A 17,947-nucleotide genomic window follows, 5' to 3' on the forward strand; every position below is an offset into this window, starting at 1 on the left:
ACAGACCGTCCCCATTCCTCCGGGCGCCGCGCGGCGCCCCGGGCCCGGCGGCCAGGGGCGAGCGTCAGTCGACGCTGCGGGCCCGCCACCAGGCGCGCAGCCGCTCGGTGGCCTCCTCCTGGCTGAGAGGACCCTCGTCCATCCGCACCTCAAGCATGTGCTTGTACGCCTCGCCGACCACGGGCCCGGGCGCGAGGTCGAGGATCTCCATGATCTGCCTGCCGTCGAGGTCGGGGCGGATCGCGTCGATCTCCTCCTGCTGGGCGAGCTCGTCGATGCGGCGCTCCAGGTCGTCGTAGGCGGAGGCGAGACGGCGCGCCTTGCGCTTGTTGCGGGTGGTGCAGTCAGCGCGGGTGAGGCGATGCAGGTGCTGCAGCACGGGGCCGGCGTCAGTGACGTAGCGGCGCACCGCGGAGTCGGTCCATTCGCCGTCGGCGTAGCCGTGGAAGCGCAGGTGCAGCTCCACCAGGCGGGTGACGGCCTTCGTGGTGTCCTTGTCGAACCGCAGCTGCTTCATCCGCTTCGCGGTCATGCGGGCGCCCACGATCTCGTGGAAGCGGAACGTGACCTGCCCGCCCTTCTCGAAGCGGCGCGTGTCCGGTTTGCCGATGTCGTGCATGAGGGCGGCGAAGCGGAGCACGAAGTCGGGCCGGGGGCAGGGGCCGTCGGCGTCGGTCTCGAGGTCGATCGCCTGCTCCAGCACGGTGAGCGTGTGCTCGTACACGTCCTTGTGGTGGTGGTGCTCGTCGCGCTCCAGCCGCAGCGCGGGCAGCTCCGGCAGGACGTATTCGGCGAGGCCGAGGTCCACCATCTGCTCGAGGCCGCGTCGCGGCTCGGCGCCGTTGATGAGCTTCACCAGCTCGTCGCGGACGCGTTCGGCGGAGACGATGTCGATGCGCTCGGCGAGCTGGGTGACGGCGGCGGCCGTCGCATCCTCGATCTCGAAGCCGAGCTGGGAGGCGAAGCGGACGGCGCGCATCATCCGCAGCGGGTCGTCGCTGAACGACTGCTCGGCGCGCACGGGGGTGCGCAGCAGCCCGTGGGCGAGGTCCTCGAGGCCGCCGAACGGGTCGATGAACTCCAGGGACGGCAGGCGCACCGCCATCGCGTTGACGGTGAAGTCGCGGCGAGAGAGGTCCCCGTCGATCGTGTCGCCGTAGGAGACCTCGGGCTTGCGGGAGAGCGGATCGTAGGTTTCGGAGCGGTAGGTGGTGATCTCCACCTGCACGCCGGCCTTCTGCGCGCCGAGGGTGCCGAAGTCGCGGCCCATGTCCCAGATGGTGCCGCCCCAGCGCTTGAGGATCGCCTCGGTGTCGTCGGGGCGGGCGCTGGTGGTGAAGTCGAGGTCGCTGCTGGAGCGGCCGAGGATGGCGTCGCGCACGGGGCCGCCGACGAGGGCGAGCTCATGCCCGGCGTCCTCGAAGAGGCGGCCCAGGTCGTGGATCTCCTGGGGCAGGGCCCGGAACATCTTCTCCGCTCTGGTGCGGGCCTGCTCGACGGCGTCGGGGCGGCTGGTCTCGTTCTCGGGTTCGCTCACGGGGCTCTTTCGTGTGGGATTCGTGATGGCCGTCTGCAGATGGCGGCGCGGCCTCTGCGTCCGGGGGCTCGGCACTTTACAGTAGAGGTCATGCGGACCCAGGCGACCATGAGGGGGGTGCGTGCTGTCATCAGCGCGCTCCTCATGCTTCTGTGCATCGCAGTGGTGCCGCAGGCCGCGAGCGCCGCAGCTCTGTCCGCCCAGTCTATCCGCCCGGCCCCGTCGGCCCCCTCCGCACCGACCGGCCCGGCCGCCCCCCGCAGCCCCTCTGCACCCCAGCCCACTGCGGGCGGCGCCCGCACAGCCGACGCCGCGCCCGCCGTGCCGATCGCCCCGATGGAGCGCGACGGGGTGCGGATGACGATCACGCACATGGCGCCCGCCGCCGTCACCCCCGACTCCACCCTCACCGTGAAGGTGACGGTCACGAACACGGGCGAGGAGCCGCTGGAGCGCGCCGCGGTGCAGCTCGGAATCAAGCGCCCCCGCCTGGACGATCGGGAGGATATCAGCCGCTGGGCCGCGACCGACGGGCTGAAGGACCTCGGCTCTGCCGTCGCGCTCTCACCCCGGTCCACGATCGCTCCCGGGAAGTCCGCGGAATTCGTGGTGACCGCGCGCGCCGCCGATCTCGGCCTCGGCCCCAGCCCCGACCATTGGGGCGCGCGGGCCGTGTCCCTCACCCTGGTGACGCTCGGCCCGGCCGACGGATCCCAGGCATCCGCCGATGCCGCCGACGGCGCCGGCACCTCCTCGGCCGCAGCCGCGAACGACTCCACCGCGATCACCGGCCCCGAGGCGCCGAACCTGCTGCCGCTGGAGGGGCAGAAGAGCGTCTCCGCTGTCCGCTCGTTCATCGTGTGGCAGCCGCAGGACGCGCAGGACCTGCCCACCACGGGCGTGTCCACCCTGGTGCCGGTGCGCTCCGAGGTGCCGGCGCAGGCCGTCACCGATCCCGCCGGGTACGCCGAGTCGCTGAACTCCGGGACGATGAAGAAGCAGCTGGAGGTGGCGCGGCGCCCCGATGCGGACTGGCTGCTGGATCCGTCGATGCTGGCGTCGGCGCCGGTGCCGCAGTCACTGGCGGAGGAGCCGGCCGCCTCGACTGCGAAGAAGCAGAAGGGCGGCGACGAGGGCACTGAGGGGTCGGCGAGCCCGTCGCCGTCCCCGAGCGCGCAGGCCGACGACCCCGCGGCCGCCTGGGCCTCCTCCGAGCCGTGGGTCGCTGATCCGACGGCCGCCGCCACCGCCTCCGCGCTCACCGACGCCGCCGAGGACCGCACCGTCATCGCCGCGCCGTACGGCCAGTTCGACCCCCTCGCGGTGGATGCGAAGTCCCGCCTCGCCGCCGCCGGGAGCGCCGAGACCGGCCGGGTCCTGAACGCGCGGTCCGTCACGCCCGCCGGCTCGGCGGTGCGGCTCGCACCGGGGGAGGCCTCCGCGCGCCTCGCGCAGGACGCCGCCGGCCGCGGCGCCGACATCGTCCTGGTGCCCGCGGAGTCCCTCGGCTCCACCCCGGAGCCGCAGGTCACCACCAGCGGCTACGGCCGCCTCGACCCCGCTAAGGGCAGCGGGAAGCGGGGTCCGAGCGTTCCGCTGCTGGCGTACGACACCCGCCTCAGCGCCCTCAGCGAAGCGGACTCCTCAGTGACCGACCCGATGCTGATCCGCCAGCAGGTGCTGGCGGACACCGCCGTGATCTCCGGGCAGTCCACGAACGCGCCGCGGCACGTGCTGATCTCCCCGGACCCGTCGGCGACGCTCGACCCCACCACGATGACGGCGGGGATGGACGCCCTGGCGGACGCGCCGTGGGTGGAGCAGCGCCCCACCAGTGACCTGGTGGATGCGGCGCGCTCCGGCAGCGGCACCCGCAGCCTGTGGGTGGACAAGGGGTCGCAGTCTCTGCTGTGGAGGGGCCCGTCGGCCTCCCTGGCGCCCGTCGCCATCGGGGCCGACGGCACCCTGGAGCGGCCCGATTCTCCGGCGGACCGCCCCGCGGTGTCCGGCGATGTGGTGACGGTGTCGGACGCGGCGGTGGGGCAGATCCTGCCGCTGCGGTCCATGATGAAGGACCAGACGCGGGCGAACCCGCCGCTGCTGACGGCGTTCGCGTCCACCTCGCCGCGGGCCGCGCGCGATGACGCGCTGGCGACCGCGCTGGCGGAGAGAACCGTGGACTTCAGCAGTGACTTCCACAAGCGAGTGACGGTGACGATGGCCTCCAGCTACAACCTGGCGTCCTCCTCCGTCGGTCTGCCGATCACGATCCGCAACGACTTCGACACCCCGGTCACGGTGACGCCGGACCTGTCGGTGTCGAAGCGGATCGTCCGGATCCAGAAGGAGCCGGGCGCGGTGACGATCCCGCCGCACTCCTCCGTGGACGTGTCAGTGCCGATCGAGGCGATCGCCAACGGCACCCTCGACCTCGACGTCACCCTCGTGACCCCGGACGGGTCGAAGCCGTTCGGGACGCAGTCCGTGGAGGTCCACGCCAATCCCGCCTGGGAGAACCGGACCACGCTCATCATCGTGGTGGGCATGGCCGTTCTCGTGGTGGCGGGTGTGATCCGGGCGGGCCGCTCCGGCCGCTCCGACGCCCGCAGCCCCGGCGTGCAGACCCCTGAGACCATCAATGAGAAGTGAGGCCCCCGACTCCATGCCTTCGGACTCCTCCGCACCTGCGGCCCCGCAGCGCGGGCGCGCCGCCCACATGCGCGCCTCCGCGCTCATGGCGGCCGGCTCCACCGTTTCCCGCATCCTCGGGTTCGTCCGCAACTTCCTGCTCGGCATGGTGCTGGGCGGCACCAGCACGGTGGCGGCGAACTCGTTCTCCGCGGCGAACATCCTGCCGAGCTCGCTGTGGCTGCTGATCGGCGGCGGCACCCTCAACGCGATCCTGGTGCCGGCGATCGTGCGGGCGATGAAGCGGCCCGACGGCGGCGACGACTACATGTCGCGCCTGACCACCCTGATCCTGGTGGTGACGGGTGCGGCGACGGCGCTGGCGATGCTGCTGGTGACGCCGCTGCTGGTGGTGGCGAACTCGAACCTCGACCCGGTGACGATGCAGGCGGCGACCACGCTGGCGTACTTCCTGCTGCCGCAGATGCTGCTGTCGGCGCTGTACGTGATGTTCGGGCAGGTGCTGAACGCGCACGAGTCGTTCGGCCCGTTCCAGTGGGCGCCGGCTCTGAACAACATCATGGCGATCCTCTCCTCGATCGCGTTCCTGGTGCTGTTCGGGTCGCAGCCGGACCCGACGGCGTGGACGATGCCGATGGTGCTGATGCTCGCCGGCATCCAGGTCTCCGGCTCCGTGGTGCAGTCGGCGTTCCTCTGGTACTGGACGCACCGCATCGGGCTGCGGATCCGCCTGAAGTGGGGCTTCCGCAACCTCGGCCTGCGCACCCTCGGCAAGCTCGGCATGTGGACCCTGGCGATGGTGATCCTGGGGCAGATCGGCGTGTTCGCCACTCGGTGGGCGTCCGGCCCCACGGTGGATGCGATTTCGCGCCTGCACCAGGAGGGCCGCACTGCGGAGGCGCAGAAGTATGCGGGTCTGGCGGCGCTGGACTGGTCCTACACGGTGTTCATGGTGCCGCAGGGCATCATCGCGGTGGCGCTGGTGACGAGCGTGTTCACGCAGATCTCCCGGCATGCCCGCGACGGCGATCACCAGGGCGCGTTCGAGACGTACGCGGAGACGGGCCGCATCCTGATGGTGCCGATGATCCTGTTCAGTGTGCTGTTCGGGGTGCTGGCGGGACCGATCATGTGGGTGGCGATCGGTGGAACCACGCCGACGTCCGCCGAAGCGAACGGCCTGGTGCTGGCCGCGTACATGGTGGGTCTGCTGCCGTTCGCGTCGCTGTACCTGACCAAGCGGTTCTTCTACGCGTATGAGGACGCGCGGATGAGCTTCCTGACGCAGATCCCCGTCACCGCGTTCAGCCTGGCGATGATCATTCCGATCTCGCGCCTGGTGGATCCGCAGTTCGCGACCCCGGCGGCGGCGCTGGTCACCAGCATCGGCAACCTGATGGCGTGGGGCATGGGCACGTGGATGCTGCGTCGGAAGCTGCAGCGCCTGGGGGTGCGGCCGCACGGCCTGGGCCTGACGATCTCCACGTTCCTGCGTCTGCTGGTGGCGGCGGTTGTGTCCGGCGCTGCCGGGTGGGGGCTGCTGCACGCGGCGCATGACTGGGTGTGGTCGAGCCGTCCGGTGGCGGTGCTGGTGTGCGGCGCGATCGGTGCGGTGATGGCGGCTCTGTTCATCGGTGCGGCGTTCGTGCTGCGGGTGGAGGAGATCCGCGCCATGGGGGCGTTCGTGGGCCGACGGCTGAAGCGCTCGAGGTGATCCGCACGCCGTGCGTCTACCATGGGGAAGCGGTATCGGCCGCGGGCCCTGCGCCGGGAGGCGCGTTCCGGCCGTGTGCGGCCGATGACCCGATGACTGAAGTCAGGATGACCATTGCCGAGCAGAGGTGACTGGATGGCCGAGCATTCCACGGTGGACGCATTCCTCAAGGAGTACGCGATCGTGCCCGGGTTCGACGGCGAGGGCGAGGCCCCCGCGGACCGGACGCTGCCCGCGCACCCTGTGGACGGCGCCACCTGGCATGTGGGTGAGAAGGAGGGCGGCAGCGTCCTCGTCTTCCTCGCGCGCGGGGAGATCGCCGCGGATGTGGCGGATGCGGCGCGGCGCTCTCAGCTGGTGGTGCACCAGTCGCTGGTGCCGATCGCCGCTGTTCATGAGCTGACCGACGACGACGGCACTGCCGTGGCGGCTGTTGTGTACGAGCGGGTCGATGCGCCGTCGCTGTCGGACATGGCGCGTGAGCGAGCGCTGCGCCCGGAGACGGTGCGGTCGATCGCCGGGCAGGCGTCGGTGGCGCTGGAGGCGGCGCGCCGCAAGGGTGTGACGCATCGCCTGCTGGATGAGGACCGTGTGTTCGTGGATGCGGACGCTGACCGGGTGCTGATCCTGGGTGCGGGCGTGGAGTCCGCGGCGCTGAGCGACCTGGACATCGTGGGCCTGACCTCGGGCGCCGGCCGCGGCAGCGGTGAGGGCGAGCCGGGAACGGTGGACCCGGATGCGCGGTCCCTGGGCCGGATCCTGTTCGTGGGCCTGACGGGCCGGGACAGTGAGTTCTTCGGCGGGTCCGATGTGGTGGATCCGCAGCTGGCGTCGGCGCGGACGGTGCCGGATGACCTGCGGGACATCACGGTGATGGCGCTGACGTATGTGGCCCCGCAGGTGGGCGACCCGGTGTACGAGCCGCAGGATGTGCACAATGATCTGCGGCCGTGGCAGTCGCTGCCGGTGACGCTGGAGGCGTTCGATCCGGAGCAGCGAGTGGGGGCGCCGCAGCCGCTGTCGGCGGCGCAGCTGGCCGTGATGCGCGGCGAGGAGCCGCCGGTCGAGGACGCGCCCGCTGATGATGCTCCCGCTGACCAGGCGCCCGCCGCCGGGACCGTCTCCGACCAGCCGGCCTCCGAGTCCGCCTCGGAGCCGACGGATCCTGCGGCCGCGTCCGGTTCCACGGCCGCCGGCGGCGCTTTCGCAGCGGGGCCCGAGGGCGACGACGCCCCGACGAGCCCCTCCGTCCTCACTGACGGCTCCGCCGACGACACCACCCCCGGCGCCGGCACTGCTGGCGCCTCGACCGCGGGCGCTGCCGCTGCTGGCGCTGCCACGGGCGGCGCCGCCGCTGCTGGCGCTGCCGATTCGGGCGCGCCGGCCACGCAGGCGTGGGGCGACGCGATCGGCCCCGCCCCCGAGTTCTCCTCCCGCACCGACAGGCAGCAGACCCGCGCTGAGGCGGAGAGCGCCGCCGCGACCGGTCCGCTGCGGGTGGCGGGCCGCACCGAGTCGCTGAGCGGGGAGCCGGCGACCACCACCGGCGGGATCGCGATGTCCAGTTCGTCCAGCGCCGCTGCGGGTGCCGCGGGTGCCGCCGCTCTCGGCGCTGCCGGTTCCGCGAGTACGGGTGGGCGCACCCCCCACGATCCGACGGGCGTGGGGTCGGTGCCGACGGCGTCGGAGGCCCCTGCGCCGGTCGACCCGTCGAAGCCGACGGGCGCGCCCGAGCCTGTCAATCCGTCGAAGCGGTCCGGGCGGTCCGCACCGGTGGAGCCGGTGCACCCGTCGGCCGCCGCGGCGCTGACCAGCGCGAACGACACCCCTCGCGGTGCCGGCGCGCCCGCGATCCCGGTGCCTGGGCGCCAGCGGTCCATGACGGAGCCGCCCACCGAGGACACCGGCGAGCGCGATTCGCCGTCGCTGCTGCGCGACGTGGTTGGGGTGGCCTTCGCATCGGATGACCCGGACTCGCTCAGCACCGGTGATGCTCGTGGTGACGGCCGCAGCTATCAGTCCCGCATCCTGATCATTCTGATGATCGTGCTGGTGGCGCTCGCCGGGTTCCTGGCGATCAACACGGTCACCTCGGTGAACCGCGACCGCGGGGTCTCCAGTGAGCCCGCGAAGACTGTGGAGCCGACCGCGACCGCGGAGTCGGAGGCTCCGGCGGAGAAGTCCCCGGAGCCGGCGAAGTCGGAGGAGCCGAAGGTCGAGCCGGCGGCGCTGAAGAATGCCGAGATCGTGTACCCGGAGGACCCCTCGAAGGCGGACTACCCGGAGAACGCGGGCCGCATCAACGACGGCGACATGGGCACCGTGTGGAAGACCAAGGAGTACGCCAGCGAGGACTTCGGCAACCTCCGAAACGGCATGGGTGTGCTGCTGAACTTCGAGAAGAAGGGCGAGGTCACCGAGGTGATCGTGCACGGTGGTGAGGCGCAGGGCGGCACCCTGGAGCTGCGCACCGTGAACCCCGACGGCACCCCCGGTGACGTCCTCGCCTCCACGGACCTGAACCCGGGTGAGATGTCGCTGAAGCCGGAGGAGCCCGTGGAGGCTGAGCGGCTGATGCTGTGGTCGCCGAAGCCGGGCGCCCTGCCGAACGGCCGCTTCCGTGTGGACGTCGCCGAAGTCGAGGTGAAGTGACTCGGTGGCGAAGCGCAGCGACCAGCCCGGGTCCCGGCGGCGCGTGACCCCGCGCCGCGCGGGAGAGCCGGGGAGCGGGCGGGGCCGTGGACGCCGCGCCCGGATCCTGAGGACTCCGCTGAAGGAGGCGATCGGGATGCCGCCGTCGATCATGCTGCTGCTGATCGCGGCCGCGATCCTGCTCGGCGTGATGCTGTCCTGGGGCCTGAGCGTGTCCAGCCAGACCTCGACCTCGGCGGCGGTGCCGGCGGGGTCGCAGTCGGAACGGGGAGTGGACGCGTCCGGCCTGCCGGTGCTGACGGAGAACTCCATCGGTAAGGAGGTGCAGCGCCTCGTGGACACCGGAACTCTGCAGAACCCCGCTTCGTTCGACGTCACCGCCTGCATGCAGGAGCAGGGCGTGGACGACCAGATCCTCATGATCGAGGAGGTGTTGTGGATGGATTCAGGGCCGGCCTGGCTGCTGGTGCACTCCGCGACCACCGCTGACGTGATCCACACCGAGGGCGGGGAAGTGAACGCGACGGTTGTGCGTTCTTCCTGTGGAACCCCCGAATCGAAGGGGGCGAGCAGTTCCCGCCTGTGGAACGGAGCCGTGAAGCTCGTGCCCACGTCCTAGATCCCGGCTCCGTCGGCCCGCCGACCGGTTCCCCGGCCCCGAACGCCCCGCCTCCACTGTCCGCCACCCGACCCCGTCGGCCCGTCCCGGCCGCTGACCCGTTCTCTGACCGCAGCGCCTCTGCGAAGAAAGGACCCTCGTGAACACTGAGACCAACCCGTCGATCCTCAGCTCCATCTCCGGCTTCGGCATCGGAGTCGGCGACTCCGATGCCGCCCCGCAGGCCGCGCCCGAGGCCGGTGCGGAGCCGCAGGCCGATTCGCCGGTGCGGGAGGTTGTGATCGTGGGGTCCGGCCCGGCCGGCTACACCGCCGCCGTGTACGCGGCCCGCGCCGAGCTGAAGCCCCTGGTGATCGCCGGCTCCCTCGACGCGGGCGGCGCCCTCATGACCACCACGGACGTGGAGAACTTCCCCGGCTTCCCCGAGGGCATCATGGGCCCGGAGCTGATGACGAACATGCAGGAGCAGGCGGAGCGCTTCGGCGCGGAGCTCGTGTACGAGGATGCGGTGCGTCTGCAGCTGGACGGCGAGATCAAGGAGATCGAGACGGAGTCCGGCGAGGTGCATCGTGCACGCGCGGTCATCATCGCGACGGGATCCGCGTACCGCAAGCTCGGCCTCGCACGCGAGGACGAACTGACGGGCAAGGGCGTCTCCTGGTGCGCCACCTGCGACGGCTTCTTCTTCAAGGACAAGAAGCTCGTGGTGGTCGGCGGCGGCGACAGCGCGGTGGAGGAGGCAACGTTCCTCACCCGCTTCGGTGACGTCACCCTGATGCACCGCCGCGACGAGCTGCGCGCCTCCAAGGCAATGGTGCGCCGCGCCGAGAACGACCCGAAGCTCACCATCATGTGGAACACCGAAGTGACGGAGCTGCACGGCGAGAACGCGCTCACGGGCCTCACGATCCGCGACACGGTCACCGGGGAGACCTCCCAGGTGGAGGCCGACGGGTTCTTCCAGGCCATTGGGCACCTGCCGCGCACTGACCTGGTGAAGGACCAGCTGGAGCTCGATGAGGCCGGGTACATCGCCGTTCAGGGGCGGTCCACGCTGACGAACCTCGAGGGTGTGTTCGCGTGCGGCGACGTTGTGGACCACACGTACCGTCAGGCGATCACCGCGGCCGGCTCCGGCTGCTCGGCGGCTCTGGATGCTGAGCGCTACCTGCTGGCGAAGGACGACGTCTGAGCAGTTCGGACCGCTCCGGCGGTGTGCATGCAGCGGGCAGCGGCGGGGAAGGCCCAGTGGAGGCTTCCCCTGCCGCTGGCGTTCCTGCTGCGGCTGCTCCTGTTGCGCCGGCGGCCGGTGCCCACGTGTCGGCCGTGGTGTTCTGGGCGCGGTGGAGCATTCCCTCCCTGCCGGCAGTGCTGGCGGCGGAGGAGATCGGCCAAGTCATGGGGCCGCGTGTCACGACAGCGACCGTGGATGTGTCCGACGGTTTCCCAACTTCTGATGACCTGAAGCAGTTGCCAGTGTTCTCCAGAAGCCGTCCCGCGCAGCTTCTGGAAGCGGTCGAAGACGACACGGCAGCTCTGATTGGCGATACCGCAACTGAGCGTCGCCTCCCAACATGGCTCCTCATTCCCGAGGCCGGCCTACACGCGGCAGCGGCGCACTCAGCTCCGGGCGGAGAGGGGCATAATGATGGCGGTGACGGCCCTGGCGCACTTGCCGATTCGCCAATCACACTTCTCCGGGGAGCCCGGCCGAAGTACGAGGTCGTCGACGCTATCGAGCGACTGCTGCACCCGTAATCCGTTCATCCCGTCCGCCTGGGTCGCCAGCTGGGCGCCAGGCGTGCCGGACCGCAGCTACTGGCCCCGCGCCTTGTTGGGTCAAGCTCACTTGTCCCCAGCCATCCACTAGGTTATCCACAACCTTGTGGATACAAGTCTGTGCAGATCCCAGGCCGTGCGCTCCGGCCCTCGTCGCGTGCGCTCGCACGGTGAGCGCTTCTCAAAGAGCCGAAAATCACCTCTGACCTGCGATTTTACCGCCTATGTGCCACACCGGTTCCACGTGGAACCCCGCTTAGCGATCACTGACGTTGTCACCAACACTGTGGATAACTCGACCGGACCACGTTCTTCCACAATTGATTGCACACTCGTGGATAACAGTTAGCCCCGGGCCTTGGCTCACCTCAATCGCAACCCTTCCAGAGGAGAGGCTGGGGGCCAGATGCCGACCCGTCCCCCTACAAAGAGGAATGCGCGCCCTGCCGCTTTCTCAACGCGGAGTTCCACGTGAAACGCATGGGCCGCGTGGCCAGCAGCAGCGTGCACACGCCGCAGGGGCCTCGGGCCCGGCCCACTGGTCGCTGTCGCCACCAAGTCGCGGGCACAAGTGTGGCTTGGGGCCAACAGAGCTTGGCGGTTCTGACGACGCCGCGCCCTCAGCCGGATGCTCTTTCAGAACGTTTCCCGTGAAACGGATGGCTTTGGGTACTGCCGTTCATTGGTTGCACGTGAAACATGCCGTCCCAGCATGGTTGGGAAGCCACCCTCTCGATTCCGATAGCAGCCTCCGACTCTTTTCGATGAGACAGAGACGTCATCACAATCGGCACCTCGCAGTAGGGACTCCGGTCCAGCCTTGGCCCTCTACAAACACGTCAGTCGCGTTTCACGTGAAACAAGCGCCCCATTGATCGCGCCGGCAACTGTCAGGTGCGCACAAGAGCCTCTAACAGGCCGAGGCACACCGGTCCGTTCCACGCGAAACGTGTCGCCATCGCCGGCGAGGGCGCGCGGCATGTTCATTCCGGAGCTCCGACACGTGCTATCTCGTGCCGCAGGCTGTTTCACGTGGAACTGCCTGCACCGGAAGGAAGCACGCCGGAGAGCCTTCGCACCCTACGCCGCCGAATGTGGCACGTCGTCGAGGATTCACGTGAAACCTCGCACGACCGCAACTTGAGCCAGTGGAGAGTCGCCATGGCCGTAGCTCCCTCCCTGTCGTTCCGTCCCAGTGGTTTCACGTGGAACACACTGTCGCAGACACAGCACCGCAGCATCTCCCCACATTGAGAACTCATTGCCACCGAAGAGCACGACTTTCGATCGACCGAACACAGTGACTCGGGGCAGCGGCTCTGCCAAGGTCGAAATACCACTCCGAATGATTGCCTGCGTTTCTGTTGCCGAGAGCGGTGGTTTCACGTGGAACCGAGTGAGCACACGACACCTCCACCGCCGCCTCGGCCGAGTTCGCAATGTGTCAATCAACGGGCATGCCCGCAGGGCACAGTCGTCCTATCCGCACAGCAAACGAAGAGGGTCAAGGGTGCATGCCGGTTGGCCGGCACGATGCTGCGTCCTGACTGAGGCCGAACAAGCGTGTTTCACGTGGAACCACTCCGCGGCATTGTCTGCATGCGAACTCCTCCCGCGTTGCGCATCCACACCGTTGCCGTTTCACGTACAACCACAGTCAGATACGACAACTCAAGAGGGTGGCAGTCAGCTGAACTCCACAGTCGTGCAGCGTCAGGAGGGTGTACCCCATCGCTCTGTCGTGTCTACGTGCGCGAAGGTTCTAGTGGAAAGGGTCTGTTTCACGTGAAACCTGAGGAGGCTAGCTATCTTTCGCACAAGTGGGTGTCCAGACCCGACTGGAGCAAACCATGACGTCATGTCTATCGAAGCGTTTCACGTGGAACACCTCCAACAACGCGCTGATCAGCACTTATCGGACCGGTTCCACGTGAAACCCGACTCCTGGGACAAGTCACCACACCCTCGGACCGACAGCGAAGCGAATAGGCGCCCCTGGGCGTGGTCCATTACTCAGCAGTTCTACGTGAAACGACCTTTCTGCCGAGTTGGACTCAATGGTCCCGGCACCTGAACTGATTCCTCAAGCACGCCGCTCCTTCCAGACGGAGCGGTGGTACTTTTCGCGATGCCCGCTGAGGATGCGTGGGGACGGGGGCTGAGGTTCCACGTGAAACCTAGCGGCAGATCAGTGCCGCTGTCCTTGTCCACAAGGCGGCCCGAGAGAGGGTGACAAGTCCTGACCAGAGCCCGACCAGTGCCACTATCCGCGCAGGTCAGGCATCGTTTCACGGAGTTATCCACAGAAGAGTGCACACACGTGGATACAGCACTCGAGAGGTGAGGTCAGCGCGGGTGAGCACCCTGACGGATCTCGCCCCAAGTCTGTGGACGGAAGAGACAGTCAGCACGGAGCGGCCTGCCGCAGCCCAGCCGCAGCCAGCACAGCACAGCACAGCACAGCACAGCACAAACCATCACAGCCCAACGCGCCCCAGCACAACCGAACACTGCGCAGCACAGACAGCTCACCCGCGCTCGACCCGGACGGACGAGATGGGCAGAGAAAAGGGAGGGCGCCCGTCGGCGCCCTCCCTTACCAGATGGTAATCAGAACCAGACCGTGACGCTCAGCCCTCGCCGGGCAGGTCATCGGCGTCGATCCCGAGGAGAGACGCCAGGCGATCGAGGTCCTCCATCGAGGAGAACTCAAAGGTGATCTTGCCCTTGCGCTTGCCCACATCGATCCGGACCGGAGTTTCGAAGCGGTTGCTGATGCGGGAGGTCAGGTCCACCACGTGCGGGTTGTAGGTGGTGCGGCGGGGAGTGGATGCACGCCCCGTCGGGCCGCTGCCTGTGGAGATCAGGCGCTCAACAGCGCGGACGGACAGCCCCTCGGCCACCACACGGGCCGCCAGCTCCTCCTGGAGCTTCGGATCGTCCACGGCCAGGAGAGCGCGCGCATGGCCCGCAGAGAGGGCCCCGGAGGCCACACGGCGCTGCACAAGCGGCGCCAGCTTCAGCAGACGCAGCGTGTTGGTGATCTGGGGACGGGAGCGGCCGATGCGCTCCGCCAGTTCGTCCTGCGTGGAACCGAAGTCCTCCAGGAGCTGCGCGTACGCGGCGGCCTCTTCCAGGGGGTTCAGCTGGCTGCGGTGCAGGTTCTCCAGCAGAGCATCGCGCAGGAGGTCATCGTCGCTGGTTTCACGAATGATCGCCGGGATCGAGGTCAGCCCACCGCGCTGCGCGGCGCGCCAACGGCGCTCACCCATGACGAGCTCAAACGATTCGCCGCTCTCCGTGACTGGAATTGGTCGAACCACAACCGGCTGCAGGACGCCGACCTCGCGCAGGGAGTACGCCAGCTCATCGAGCGCCTCCTCATCGAAGACGGTGCGCGGGTTCCGCGGGTTCTCGCGGATCTCATTGATGGGAAGCTCCGCGAACTCGGCACCGGGAACAGCGACGAGATCGTCTGTGTCGATCGACAGCTCCGAGGCGCTGGAGGCCTCGTGCTCATCGGAGCGGTCCTGAGCCGTCTCAGAGGCCGCTGACGGCGCCTCAGCGGAGGCATCTGCCCCAGGAGCATCGTCAGCCTCGGATTCGGCTGCCGCAGCGGGCCCAGCCGCGTCGGGATCGAACCGGCGCTCGTCCTCACCGACCATCACCACATCGTCGTACCCGAAGCCCTCGGTCGCGGACTTCGATGACGCCGCCGGCGCAGGAGACGCTTTCTCGGCATCCGTGCGCTCTGCCGACTCGGCAGCCGGGGCGTCGGTCTGGTCAGCGTCCGGGGTCGCTGCCGTCACGGCCGCCGGAGACTGCTCCGGGGCAGGGGTCGGCGCTGCGGGAGCACGGGTCTCCCCAGCCGGGGAGAGGACCTTCTCCTCCACGCTGGCACCGGAGGCGTCAGCGTCCTTCTGCTGAGCCGCGGTCGGTGCCGCAACGGGCGTCGCCGCAGCAGGGGCGGCAGTCGGAGCGGCGGAGGGGGCTGACGTCGGCGCAGCAGCCGGCGCGGGCGCGGCCGCACCTGCGGTGGCGGAACGTTTGGAGGCGGCACGGCGGGACCGGGCAGCGCGCGCCATATCGTTGGCGAGATCGCGCCGACGGGCAGCCCCATCCTCGCGGGGAGCGCCGACGGGATCACCCGAAAAGAACATGTCCACCGGGCGGCTCGAGGCACGACCGGAGGAGGCAGCACCACTGCGGTCCGCCGAGGCGGAGCCGTCAGTGGAGGAATCGGCTGCGGAGCTCTGCGACTGGGATCCGCGGCCTCCGTCGGCCTGCCGACGGGTGCGCAGCGCGGGAGCCGCCTCCTCGGCGGGAGCGGGAGTCGCTGCGGACGCAGCGGTGGGGGCAGAAGCAGCAGTGGGAGCGGACGCGGCGGTGGGGGTCGAGGCCTTCTTCGCAGGCGCAGACTTCTTCGCGGTCGCGCCCGACTTCACCGAGGACGACTTCGCGGCGCTGGACTTCGCGGGGGTCGACTTCTTCTCCGAGGACGCCGTCGCCTTCGAGGACTCGCCGGAGGGGGCCTCCGTCGGCTTCTCAGCTGCCGCTGGCTTCGCCGGCTCCGCCTGCCGACCGCTGGGAGCTGCGCTGGGGATCAGCGCGCCGATCCCGCGACCGAGTCCGCGTTTCTTCGCCATAGTCTTCCTTCATCAGTCTGCTGGAAGCCATGATTCTTCCAGGCCCACGATTGAAGCGCGAACCGCCAGCAGGTCGTTCTGCCGCGCCGCGCGTCGGATAAGTCAGGAACGGGTGGAGATCTCGTGCGCCGCCGCGCGGTACGCCAGGGCGCCGGTGCTCCCCGGATCGTAGGTGATCACCGTTTCGCCGTAGCTGGGCGCCTCGGAGATCCGCACCGACCGCGGAATCAGAGTCTGCAGGGTCTGCTCCGGGAAGTGCTCGCGCACATCCTCCGCCACCTGCGACGCCAGCCGGGTCCGGCCGTCGTACATCGTCAGCAGAATCGTGGACACCCGCAGATCCGAGTTCAGATGCTGCTGGATCAGCTCAATGTTCTTCCACAGCATCGCGATGCCCTCCAGCGCGTAGTACTCCGCCTGGATCGGCATCAGCACCTCCCGCGCCGCCACCAGCGAATTGATGGTCAGCAGACCCAGCGACGGCGGGCAGTCGATGAAGATGTAGTCCAGGCGCGGCTCACCCGCCTGCTCCCGGTGTTCGATGTAGGCACGGATGGCGTTCTTCATCCGCGACTCCCGCGCCACCATCGGCACCAGTTCGATCTCCGCACCCGACAGGTCGATCGTGGCGGGCGCGCACTGCAGCGTCTCGAACTGCTCCGAGGGGACCAGGATCTCGTGCAGCGGCTTGTCATCCACCAGGACGTCGTACAACGACGCGATATCGGGATCGTGCTCCACACCCAGCGCCGTGGACGCATTGCCCTGCGGGTCCGCATCGATCAGCAGAACATGCAGTCCGCCCTGCGCCAGCGCAGCCGCCACGTTCACAGCAGTGGAGGTCTTGCCGACCCCGCCCTTCTGGTTCGCCACCGAGATGATGCGGGTCTCCGCCGGCGCCTCGAAGGTGGCGTTCTCCAGCTTCCTGCGCAGCTGGGTGTCCTGCCTCAGCTGCCGCATCAGCGGAGTGTCCTCCTGCGAGCCTTTGCTATTTGCCACCACGGGAGCCTTTCTTCTGCGGACGTGCGGTCACATCAACGCTCACCACTGTAGTGGGAACCTCAATGCCCTCCGCTCGGATCAGCTCGATCCGGGCGTTCTCCCCGCCCAGCCGCTGCAGCGTCTTCTGCGCCTTCTCGATCTCCTGCGGGGCGCTCTGCCCCTTCAGCGCCACGAGCCGGCCGCCCACCCGCACCAGCGGGAGCGTCCACTTCGCGAGCTTGTCCAGCGCCGCAACCGCCCGCGCGGTCACCACATCGAACTCCTGCTCACCGTGCAGCTCCTCCGCGCGGGCCCGCACCACGGTCACCTGCGGGAGCTGCGTGCCGACGGAGTCTTCCTCATCCAAGGCGGCGAGATCCTCCAGGGTCTCCTCCAGCCAGGTGCAGCGTCGCTGCATCGTCTCGATCAGGGTGATGTCGATGTCGGGCCGGGCGATCGCCAGGACCAGGCCGGGCAGGCCGGCGCCGGAGCCCACATCGGCGAGCGTGCGGACGGGCTCGGGCAAGGCCGCAGCAGAGTCGGCGGATCCACCGGACGCAGCGGTCCCGACGGATGCGGCGGCCCCGTCGGCCCCCTCCGGCGCCTCCAGCGCGCGCACCATCAGCGCGCAGTTGAGCACGTGGCGCTCCCAGATGCGATCGACCTCGCGCGGGCCGATCAGGCCCTGCTCCGCGCCCTTGGTCTGCAGCAGGCGGGCGTAGCGCTCCGCCAGCGGCAGGTTCCGGCCGAACAGCTCCTCAGCCAGCGCACGATGCTCCGCCGGCGGCGCCAGACGCTCAGTCATGGGGGTAGATCACCACGTGGCGGGTACCGCCCTCACCATCGGACTCCGAGCGGAGACCGGCGCGCTTGGCGACATCGTGCACCACCTTGCGCTCGAACGGGTTCATCGGGCGCAGCGGCACGGGGATCGTGCCGTTCTTCGCCTGCTCCACCGCCTTCTCAGCCAGCTCCTCCAGCTCGCTGCGGTGGTTCGCACGGAAACCGCCGATGTCCAGCATCAGGCGCGAGCGCTGACCGGTGCGGGCCTGCACCGCCAGGCGCGTCAGCTCCTGCAGCGCCTCCAGCAGTTCGCCCTTCGGCTCATTCAGCGCGGTGAGCTCGTCGGCGCCGCGGATCTCCACGGATGCGCGGTCGCCGTCCACGTCGATGTCGATGTCACCGTCCAGGTCAGCGATGTCCATCAGCTCTTCGAGGTAGTCGGCGGCGAAATCGCCTTCCTCCTCGAGGCGCTGCAGGCGGTCGCCTCCGTTGCTGTGGGAGTCGGCGGAGGTCTCCTCGACCTCGGGCGCCTGGTCCTCGCGCAGATCCTCCGGGGTGTCGGCAGTGGGGGTGTCGTTCACAATGGC

At 69.3% G+C, this 17,947-nt stretch carries 11 protein-coding genes; 6 read left to right on the forward strand and 5 right to left on the reverse strand.

The features are described from left to right. Positions 1–64: 64 nt before the first annotated feature. Positions 65–1,468 carry a CCA tRNA nucleotidyltransferase gene (locus R3I40_RS10300; protein ID WP_183377143.1) on the reverse strand — a complete coding sequence of 468 codons (1,404 nt, stop codon included), beginning with the start codon at positions 1,466–1,468 and terminating at the stop codon, positions 65–67. Between the two features lie 186 nt (positions 1,469–1,654). Between R3I40_RS10300 and R3I40_RS10305 the strand changes: the two genes are divergently transcribed. From R3I40_RS10305 to R3I40_RS10330, 6 genes are all read left to right on the forward strand, one after another. Then, entirely contained in the window at positions 1,655–4,186 is a 2,532-nt protein-coding gene (locus R3I40_RS10305) for a DUF6049 family protein (RefSeq protein ID WP_285261722.1), read from the forward strand. 13 nt (positions 4,187–4,199) lie between these two features. Beyond that, a complete protein-coding gene (gene murJ / locus R3I40_RS10310; protein WP_183377120.1) occupies positions 4,200–5,900 on the forward strand; it encodes a murein biosynthesis integral membrane protein MurJ in 1,701 nt (566 codons plus the stop codon). 135 nt (positions 5,901–6,035) lie between these two features. Continuing rightward, positions 6,036–8,552, forward strand: coding sequence for a protein kinase family protein (locus R3I40_RS10315; RefSeq protein ID WP_285261721.1), 2,517 nt, complete (start codon positions 6,036–6,038; stop codon positions 8,550–8,552). A gap of 136 nt (positions 8,553–8,688) precedes the next feature. After that, a complete protein-coding gene (locus R3I40_RS10320; protein ID WP_317699982.1) occupies positions 8,689–9,171 on the forward strand; it encodes a hypothetical protein in 483 nt (160 codons plus the stop codon). A 163-nt stretch (positions 9,172–9,334) separates the two neighbouring features. After that, the gene (trxB, locus tag R3I40_RS10325; RefSeq protein ID WP_375544841.1) at positions 9,335–10,363 is read left to right on the forward strand and encodes a thioredoxin-disulfide reductase; all 1,029 of its coding nucleotides are present in this window, start codon (positions 9,335–9,337) and stop codon (positions 10,361–10,363) included. Between the two features lie 125 nt (positions 10,364–10,488). Continuing rightward, on the forward strand, positions 10,489–10,929 hold the full coding sequence (locus tag R3I40_RS10330; protein WP_183377117.1) for a hypothetical protein: 441 nt from the start codon (positions 10,489–10,491) through the stop codon (positions 10,927–10,929). Positions 10,930–13,580: 2,651 nt separating this feature from the next. On the opposite strand, the gene R3I40_RS10335 is transcribed toward R3I40_RS10330, so the two are convergent. The 4 genes from R3I40_RS10335 to R3I40_RS10350 all read right to left on the reverse strand — a co-directional run bounded on the left by R3I40_RS10335 (position 13,581) and on the right by R3I40_RS10350 (position 17,941). Then, the gene (locus R3I40_RS10335) at positions 13,581–15,596 is read right to left on the reverse strand and encodes a ParB/RepB/Spo0J family partition protein (protein WP_285261720.1); all 2,016 of its coding nucleotides are present in this window, start codon (positions 15,594–15,596) and stop codon (positions 13,581–13,583) included. 102 nt (positions 15,597–15,698) lie between these two features. Further along, positions 15,699–16,556 carry a ParA family protein gene (locus R3I40_RS10340; protein WP_183377349.1) on the reverse strand — a complete coding sequence of 286 codons (858 nt, stop codon included), beginning with the start codon at positions 16,554–16,556 and terminating at the stop codon, positions 15,699–15,701. A gap of 28 nt (positions 16,557–16,584) precedes the next feature. Continuing rightward, on the reverse strand, positions 16,585–17,382 hold the full coding sequence (rsmG, locus tag R3I40_RS10345; protein ID WP_285261719.1) for a 16S rRNA (guanine(527)-N(7))-methyltransferase RsmG: 798 nt from the start codon (positions 17,380–17,382) through the stop codon (positions 16,585–16,587). Then, on the reverse strand, positions 17,375–17,941 hold the full coding sequence (locus R3I40_RS10350; RefSeq protein WP_396349471.1) for a Jag family protein: 567 nt from the start codon (positions 17,939–17,941) through the stop codon (positions 17,375–17,377). The genes rsmG and R3I40_RS10350 overlap by 8 nt, the downstream gene beginning before the upstream one ends. Positions 17,942–17,947: the final 6 nt, after the last annotated feature.

The organism is Helcobacillus massiliensis (assembly GCF_033106145.1).
Taxonomy (GTDB): Bacteria; Actinomycetota; Actinomycetes; order Actinomycetales; family Dermabacteraceae; genus Helcobacillus; species Helcobacillus massiliensis.